The organism is Candidatus Clostridium eludens (assembly GCF_045310515.1).
Taxonomy (GTDB): Bacteria; Bacillota; Clostridia; order Clostridiales; family Clostridiaceae; genus Clostridium_B; species Clostridium_B eludens.
This window is the reverse complement of sequence record NZ_JBJHZX010000048.1, coordinates 20938-28878: the sequence shown is the minus strand read 5'-3', so window position 1 is coordinate 28878 and position 7941 is coordinate 20938. Positions and strand designations below refer to the sequence as shown.

9 protein-coding genes are annotated in these 7941 nt (G+C 30.2%); 6 read left to right on the top strand and 3 right to left on the bottom strand.

Annotation, left to right across the window (positions count from 1 at the left end; all coding sequences use genetic code 11):
- Positions 1-522: 522 nt before the first annotated feature.
- On the bottom strand, positions 523-1134 hold the full coding sequence (locus tag ACJDU8_RS21680; protein WP_406794264.1) for a hypothetical protein: 612 nt from the start codon (positions 1132-1134) through the stop codon (positions 523-525).
- A gap of 289 nt (positions 1135-1423) precedes the next feature.
- Between ACJDU8_RS21680 and ACJDU8_RS21675 the strand changes: the two genes are divergently transcribed.
- From ACJDU8_RS21675 to ACJDU8_RS21650, 6 genes are all read left to right on the top strand, one after another.
- A complete protein-coding gene (locus ACJDU8_RS21675) occupies positions 1424-1780 on the top strand; it encodes a hypothetical protein (RefSeq protein ID WP_406794263.1) in 357 nt (118 codons plus the stop codon).
- 284 nt (positions 1781-2064) lie between these two features.
- Complete coding sequence (locus ACJDU8_RS21670) at positions 2065-3339, top strand: FtsK/SpoIIIE domain-containing protein (protein WP_406794262.1); 1275 nt, start codon at positions 2065-2067, stop codon at positions 3337-3339.
- Positions 3339-3938, top strand: coding sequence for a hypothetical protein (locus tag ACJDU8_RS21665; RefSeq protein ID WP_406794261.1), 600 nt, complete (start codon positions 3339-3341; stop codon positions 3936-3938). The genes ACJDU8_RS21670 and ACJDU8_RS21665 overlap by 1 nt, the downstream gene beginning before the upstream one ends.
- Positions 3939-4663: 725 nt before the next feature.
- Positions 4664-5089 (top strand): helix-turn-helix domain-containing protein, encoded by a 426-nt coding sequence (locus tag ACJDU8_RS21660; RefSeq protein WP_406794260.1) that lies wholly within the window; start codon positions 4664-4666, stop codon positions 5087-5089.
- Positions 5090-5538: 449 nt separating this feature from the next.
- Complete coding sequence (locus tag ACJDU8_RS21655) at positions 5539-5721, top strand: type II toxin-antitoxin system HicA family toxin (protein WP_406794259.1); 183 nt, start codon at positions 5539-5541, stop codon at positions 5719-5721.
- Between the two features lie 41 nt (positions 5722-5762).
- Positions 5763-6164: a type II toxin-antitoxin system HicB family antitoxin gene (locus ACJDU8_RS21650; RefSeq protein WP_406794258.1), complete on the top strand. Its 402-nt coding sequence runs from the start codon at positions 5763-5765 to the stop codon at positions 6162-6164.
- A 504-nt stretch (positions 6165-6668) separates the two neighbouring features.
- Here the strand turns inward: ACJDU8_RS21650 and ACJDU8_RS21645 are convergent.
- Both ACJDU8_RS21645 and ACJDU8_RS21640 read right to left on the bottom strand, forming a co-directional pair.
- Positions 6669-6878, bottom strand: coding sequence for a hypothetical protein (locus tag ACJDU8_RS21645; protein WP_406794257.1), 210 nt, complete (start codon positions 6876-6878; stop codon positions 6669-6671).
- A 66-nt stretch (positions 6879-6944) separates the two neighbouring features.
- Positions 6945-7187, bottom strand: coding sequence for a hypothetical protein (locus ACJDU8_RS21640; RefSeq protein WP_406794256.1), 243 nt, complete (start codon positions 7185-7187; stop codon positions 6945-6947).
- Positions 7188-7941: the final 754 nt, after the last annotated feature.

Sequence of the window (7941 nt, the reverse complement as noted above, 5' to 3'; positions counted from 1 at the left end):
GAGCCTCAGAGATGTATTGATTGTAGAAGAGCAAGAAAGCAACGAAACAATAATAGAAAAGACTTTAGAAAAAGATAGTATCTCTGTGTTAAATGATTTATAACTCTACCAAACCCCCCAGCCTAGTTTTAAGCCGGAGGGTTTGGTTTGTGTAGATAAGACAATTGTCCTATAAATAACTAACTAAATCTTTGGAGAAATGATTTCAATTATAGTGTACCCGAAATCCTTGAATTGCATACAACAAACAATAAAAGCCCCAGGCTAACCCCTAGAGCTTTCATCAATTATCATAGAAACAAATGAAATTTTTTAAAAGATATTTACATCTATAAGTATGCCTAAAATCCCTAAATCACATACACCAAATAAAAAGCCCTGGAATCTTCCAGAACTTTTTACTAAATTTTATATGGACTTGTGCTAAAACTAACCGAAGCCTAATGGATCTAAACTGAATTAAGTTCTTAATTAATATTATGCCAATCTAATTTATTTTATAAGTGGTTTTGCATTCTCTTTTCACTTTCCGTATTTCCGTACAAATTCCAACAAAGCCAAACTGACTAGGTCATATTTCTTATACATGCCATATTGCTTACAAACCTTAGTGAACTCTTCATAAACGCCCTCATAAGCCTTTACACTATGTACTCCTATAGCCCCGGAAAGCTCAGGAATATTTACGTTTAACTCTATTGGTTGGGTCTCCACTATATTCTTATCCTTGTCCTTTTTATTCTTATACCATTCTACCATCTCCAATAAAACCGGAATGGCATCGTTGAGTTTTTTATTCATTACAGAAGTATTATTTTTGTAGTTAACTACTTTTGTATTATCACTGTAAGAATCTGCCGCCACTTCATCTTTTGATGTTGCTACAGTGGTATTATCTTTGTAATCTTGCCCTGTCTCATACATAGAAATTGATTTATTGTATTTAATGCCAACATCTAAAGTTTTAATAGTATAACTGAAATCTCTTCTATCAATATCGAAACATTCCCTTAAAAACTTATCCGTACCAACCCTATCTTCTTTACTTTTAGCCTTATTTTCTAAAGCATTTCTATTTATAGCTTCAGCAATTTTCACAAGCTCTTCTTTGCTCATATTTAATAATTTACTCATCGCACTTTCTCCTTACAAAAGTATTATTACTATAATATTCCTACAGAAGTATTATCACTATAACATTAACACAGTAATAATACTACAGTAATATTACGACTAAATACTAAATATACATTTTAGCTATATGTTGATTCTATCCAATGCAAAAGTATATACTTTTGCAAAATCTCATAACAAAAGCAACTATTCAATACGAATAGTTGCTTTTGTAATTATTTGTAACACTTTCATATATCCTACATATAATACTAGTATGGAAAAAAGGTAATATAAGGAGGTAACAAAAATGTTACGAATGATTATAAACTTATTAATTGAAAAATACTTAAAGCCAAAAAAGAAATTAAGCATAGAGGAAATCTCATATGAACAGAAAACTTACCCCATCTATCTTTGCGTGAGGCAAGCTTTCAATTACTGTATTAAGAATAGGCTAATGAGGAGGACTGATATATTAGAATTTAAGTCCATGCTTAATTCATACATCAGAAACTCTTACATTTACCAACATAAGAAATACAGCAACGACGTTCATGAGATATACTCTAAACTAAAAAACTATTACATCAAACCCAAAGAGATGCATAAGCTCCTTAAGTTTGTAAATAGTTTTATAAAAGCCGAAAATACGGCTACTCAATAAGCTGACCATAGCTTATTGCCACTATGAGATTGAGAATTTAATATATTAGCCGTCCATAGCTTTTTAAATAATTCTCTTTCTCTCTTTACGTCTTACATATCATTATAAACAATATTAAGGAGTTTATTCATGCTAGATATATTATTTTTCTTTGACAGATTATTAATATCAAAAATCATGGATTTAATGACACCCTATAATGTTTTCATATCAGGAACAGTGGCGTATTTGTTTGTACATTGTTATTGCTCGGCCATCCAAAACAAGAAGAAAGGAGCAAAATAATGTTTGTAGAGTTAGGAGTTATAGGCATTTTAAAGTATGCCCATGATAAATACAAAAATCTTGATTTGTATTGCATGAAAAGGGAAATAAAAAAAATACTTCAGGATAGCAAATTAGACTATTATACAGTAATGGAAGTTAAAAGAAGCCTTCCCTGGGGATATGAAGTCGTAATCTCCTTGAACGGAAAAGGATTTACTGAATTAGAAACCGTAAAAGAAAATATTGAAACAAAACTGGGATATGAAACTCATATTGAACAAAACAATAACCTTAAGACAGCTACAATAAAAATTATAGTTTTACCTGTAACTGAAGATACGAAATTTCAACCATATGAAACTAAGCAATACGAAATCTATTGTAGCTTAAGCCAGACAATGCAGGCATTGGTTGTCAATCTAAAAAAATTCCCACATGTTTTAGTAAGTGGCCAAACAGGGTGCGGAAAAACAGAAGAAATCAGATTGATATTGACTAACTTAATTAATAACCATAATAGCCGAGATATAAATATATTTTTTTCAGAATTAAGTGGTATGGATGATTATGGCATTTTCCAAAGTTGTAAACAAGTAAAAGGCTATGCCAAAGATATACGAGAAAGCGAAAAACTATTTACTTACATGATGCATTTATATACTAAAAGATTAGAGATATTTATAAGAAATGGATGTAAAAATATATCTGAGTACAATGAAAAATTTTATCAAAGAAGAATGTCCTATGATTATATTGTAATGGATGAAATGGCAGACTATTTCCCCGTAAAGGCAGATGAGGATTTCAAATTAAAAGAAAATGTCTATAATATGCTACGACATGCTATACGCAAATTTAGAAAGGTCGGTATATTTTTAATTATTGGCATTCAACGGCCAGACACAACAGTTCTTGATCCATCACTAAAAAGTGGACTATGTACCAAAATAGGATTTAGCCAAAATAATGACGCTAGCTCCCTTGTCGTGGCAGATACTAACGAATTGACGAACATAGAAAACAGGAAAGCTCTGCTCATGTATGGGAATCAGAAACAATGGTTTAAATCACTATTTATAGATGATAAATTGATAGGAAAATATATTAAAGATAGCATAGTAAAAGACCGGACAAAACAAAAAGATTATAATAAATTTTTAGCTGAAAAAGAAACTCCTGGAGAACCTAAAAAAACTGATAAAAATAAAGAAATAACTAAAGTAAGTGAAGTGGCAAGTACCTCAGAAGAAAATCAAAAAGTTATTCCATATAAAGTGAGGTTAAAGAAGTAATGCTATCAAAAAAGGATAAAGAAATATTAAGATTTATTGAGACTTATAAGTCAATAACAATTAATCAGTGTGCCAAATGCATATTCACAGGTAATAAATGGGCAAAGGATCAAGCTAGAAGGCAACTCAGGCAACTTTACAAAGAAAAGTTTATTCAGAGATACCAGGGAAACCGAAGTTCGCAAGTTGTTTATTACACGATTGAACGATTAGGAATTCACGATTTAAAGCTTATGGATGTTTATTCTGAGTTTATGTCCTTAGGAGCTACTATAGAATCTTTTCAAAAAGAATATATAGTTTATACAGACACGGCAAAAAAGAGTTATCGAAAAATAGATGCAGTTTTTGAAATTAATTATAATGATTACCTTATTCCAATAATTTGTGAAATAGATTATTCTCATTATACCAGCATGAAGAAGCTCCAAGATATATATAAATCTAATCACTTCCAGGAAATATATGGCGAAAATGTTTTCCCTTTAATAATAATTGTAAGACCAGTAATTACAGAATATAAATTATTAGTAGACAATGGATTGCTGATACTGTATGTAGATTGGGAATTATCAAATTTGAAACAAGCCCTGGAATAGGTTTTTGGGGTGCGGATTACAAGGCGCTAATCGCGCCTAATTCTTTTATAATTCTTTTTATTTTACTGGAGGGTAAAAACCTCCTAAAATCAATAGTTGTAATATTTATTTTATACCTATAGGTAAGTATAAGTAAAAGATATGATTGATAATACGTATATTAGGACAAAAAACAAAAGCGAGCATGACCGAAATTGATCATACTCGCTTTTGTTAACAATATATGATTACCTAATATACATATATCTTAAAAGAAAATTATGTATATAGTGTTTACATTAGTAAAACATTCAGTAAATAAGCTGTTACAAAAAAATGAATACGACTAAAAACTAATCGCACTCACTTTTGTTTATAGTGAATAAGTTTCAAATTTGATAACACATATATAGTATATGCAACTACTGGAAAATTATTCAACATCAAAAACATTCACCAAATAAGCTATTATTAACTTTATATTGCAAAATATTCTAACTTGATATAATATTAGATACATAGATAAGAATTTAAATCGAATTTATATAAAAAACAAAAAAGCAAAAACCGTAAAATCCTCGGTCGTGGAAAACTAAGATTTTACGGTTCCCAAAAAGCTATTCAACTTTTGTTTTTAGTTGTTATAGGGTTATTATAATACATAGTTCGGTTATAGTCAATAACCCTATAAATAGAAATAAAAGTTGAAGCTTCCTTGCTTTTTTAATATTAGGAGGCGTTTTTAAATGGAAAATTTCACACCAATAAATAACAATATACTGAAAGCTAACATATCAGGAACAGCATTTAAAGTCTATTTCTTACTAGAAAGCATGTGTTATGGAGAAAAAGATAGCTGTTTCCCAAGTCAATCATACATAGCTGAACAACTCCACATCTGTACAAGAACCGTTCAAAGAGCTATAAAGGAGCTAGTACAAGCCAAATTAATTAGCGTTAAACGTAGAGGCTCTATAAGCAATTTGTACTATATCTTAAACAAAGTAGCTACGAAGGCCACATCCAAAATCAAAGATACCGTAAAAAAAGTTAAAAGTGCAGCAAAAAGCAAGATAGGCGAATTCAATAATTTTAAGCAAAGAACATATGATTTCACAAAACTGGAAAGAGAACTTCTTGGATGGGATGACGAAGAAGATTTAAAAGAATAAATTAAAATCCCTTATACCATCACATGGAAAATGATATAAGGGACGATTTATAAAGAGGAACTATTTTAGTAATCTAAATATAAAATATTTTCAAAAAAATAGCAATATCAAAGGCCTATTAAAGTCGGCCTTTTTTTATTTGTATAAATTTATAAGTTTAATATCGTTGCATTGTTTTGGAATTATATTGTAAATATTCCCTCATTCTTACATAAAAATACAATCCAATAAGCTTTGATTTAGATAATACGACATTTGAGTTACTTTTAATACGAAATCAAAGTTATTTTTAATAAGACAGTGAGTATATTTAAATAAATACAACTTAATAAATATAACCTAATATATTTATATAAATAAAAATTATTACATTTCTTCAAATATTTATATCAAAACACTTGACACGTGTGATAACACTTGTTATAATATAATTGTAAGGGGGAGAGGTGATGAAGCCAAAAGAACTAATCAAAATCTTAAAAGAAAATGGGTGGGTTTTTAAAAATCAAGTAGGTTCACACAAGCACTACATACACCCAACTAAAAAAGGAAAAATTCAAGTACCTTATCACAATAAAGATTTAAGACCAGGAACATTAAACAAAATACTTAAGGATGCAGGGATAAAATAAACACCCTGCACCGCCTTAGGATTATATAAAGGAGATGTATTATGGATAAATATATGTATCCTGCATTATTTGAAGCTTACGAGGATGGCGGTTATACTGTTAGCTTTCCGGATTTATCTGGATGTATAACTGAAGGTGATTCCCTACCGGAAGCTCTTGCAATGGCAAAAGAAGCATTGGAGTTATTTTTGTGGAATATGGAAGATGATAACGAAGAAATTCCTACACCTACACCACCAGAAAAAATAAAAACTCAGTCAGGGAGTTTTGTTGTGCCTATAGAGGCTGACATGCTGTTAATACGTGCTAAAATGGATAATAAAACGGTTAACACCACAGTTACTATGCCCAAATGGTTGAAATACCAGGCTGAAAAAAACAAAATCAACTTTTCTCAAGTTCTTCAGGCTGCATTAAAGGATCAATTAAATATAAAACAATAAACTAAAATCCCCTGTACTATTTTAGGGATAGTACAGGAGATACATGATTGATATGGCAGAGAAATTTATAGACCAATTATATTATATCTGGTTTGGCCAAAATGGCAATGCAAATATTGTAAGTTGGATATTACGGCAAAATCAAAGTCACCCGTACCATCTAGAGCTGGCACAAGGGATTTTATGAAAAAGTAAAAAGTTCACCCATGTTTAGCATACCAAACTTTAGATGACTGGACAATACGAACATTGCGGATTATATTGAAATCCCCTGTATCATCATGTAGGAAATGATACAGGGAACAAACTTATATGAAACAAAATCTTGTTACATAATATGTATATTTAAAAAGTGGTAAGATATTTCAATTGTATTGGATGAAATTAAATATCCCTTGTATTATTCATAAGGCTAGTACAAGGGATAAAGTAAAAAATGAAAAGTTCATTAGATAATTATATTATATAAAACTTTCCAAGGATAATCCAGGTAAACATTGGTAATTAGTTTCCATTAACCTTATAAGTAGTGTCATGTGACACTCCAGCTATTTGTGCTAGTTCTTTTTTAGCGTCTATTGGTTTTTGGTCTTTGTCAGATTTCTGACAAACTGCACCTGTATATTGATTCCCTTTAAGTCCACTCTGATTCTTCTTAGTCTTTTCCTGTATAATAGGCTCTAACTTCAACGCAAGTTTCGCTCTCTCATACAAAGGCAAATTTCTTCTACCAAGCTGATTTCCAGATATAATCATTCTGTAACTTTATTAGTATCATCTCTATAATTTATACTGTAGATGAACCAACTTATAAAATGATCTCCCGTTTAAAAATACGAAAGTTTTTGGTACATATACAAATACAAGTTTTTCAGTTTCCGTATTCTGACCTGTATATCCAACGCCCCACTGTTCTATTGGCCCATGGCCAATCACATACGTTTTTACACCTTTATCAGTGGAAGGAACAAAATTTTTGGCATCTATAGGAACTAAAAAATAAACTCTCATATGTGGAAGCATATCTTTTCCTATTACCCATCCCCATACTGTGGATTAGCTATTACACCTTCTTCCGCATTATATGTTTTCATAATGCCAAAATATCCACTAGAGCTTAAAAGTGATTCAGCCTTAACTAAGACAAAAATAGAAAAATAAAAGTAGCTAATACTAGTAATAATCTTTTACTCATAAATTCAACTCCAATATACAGCGTTTTATATCAAATAAGATAAATACTATTAGTTTTCGGATCTAAAATCAAGAAAACAAATACAAAATTGGATCTTTATTTTGCAGGCATTGACTGTGTTAGGAGTCCGCATCATCTCTTATAATTGAACAAGAATCCATGTAATTGGGGTATGAAGAACATAAATGTTCCCTACTGAAAACTCATTGCCTTATATTGTAAAATCTAATATATATCGTAGTGTTTTCTGCTTTTGTGACTTGAATAATTATGTATCATAGTATCATTTTATTTAAACTTAATTTTGAAAAATAACTTAATTAAAAAAAGTTCCTATAAGAAGAAAAGTAGGAACTTTTCTTCGATATTAGCTTATCATACCTAGCTAAAATACTCAATAAAACGCCTTAAACATAGTAGATTTCAATTTCCAAAACGAAAATCGGAACTTTTAATTCAAAAAACTCAATCCCCATATTTAGGAATTGAGTTTTCAGTACAGGACAGCTATGTTCTTCATACCCCTAATTCTTAGAATTCTATACTACTACCTCTCAATTGTCTATATTTACAAAATTATAT

What these genes read in the sequence shown, in the direction of transcription:
- ACJDU8_RS21650 (WP_406794258.1), top strand. Translation starts at nt 5,763, where the DNA reads ATGGATAAATATATGTATCCTGCATTATTTGAAGCTTACGAGGATGGC.
- ACJDU8_RS21660 (WP_406794260.1), top strand. Translation starts at nt 4,664, where the DNA reads ATGGAAAATTTCACACCAATAAATAACAATATACTGAAAGCTAACATA.
- ACJDU8_RS21670 (WP_406794262.1), top strand. Translation starts at nt 2,065, where the DNA reads ATGTTTGTAGAGTTAGGAGTTATAGGCATTTTAAAGTATGCCCATGAT.
- ACJDU8_RS21680 (WP_406794264.1), bottom strand. Translation starts at nt 1,134, where the DNA reads ATGAGTAAATTATTAAATATGAGCAAAGAAGAGCTTGTGAAAATTGCT.
- ACJDU8_RS21640 (WP_406794256.1), bottom strand. Translation starts at nt 7,187, where the DNA reads ATGCTTCCACATATGAGAGTTTATTTTTTAGTTCCTATAGATGCCAAA.
- ACJDU8_RS21675 (WP_406794263.1), top strand. Translation starts at nt 1,424, where the DNA reads ATGTTACGAATGATTATAAACTTATTAATTGAAAAATACTTAAAGCCA.
- ACJDU8_RS21665 (WP_406794261.1), top strand. Translation starts at nt 3,339, where the DNA reads ATGCTATCAAAAAAGGATAAAGAAATATTAAGATTTATTGAGACTTAT.
- ACJDU8_RS21655 (WP_406794259.1), top strand. Translation starts at nt 5,539, where the DNA reads ATGAAGCCAAAAGAACTAATCAAAATCTTAAAAGAAAATGGGTGGGTT.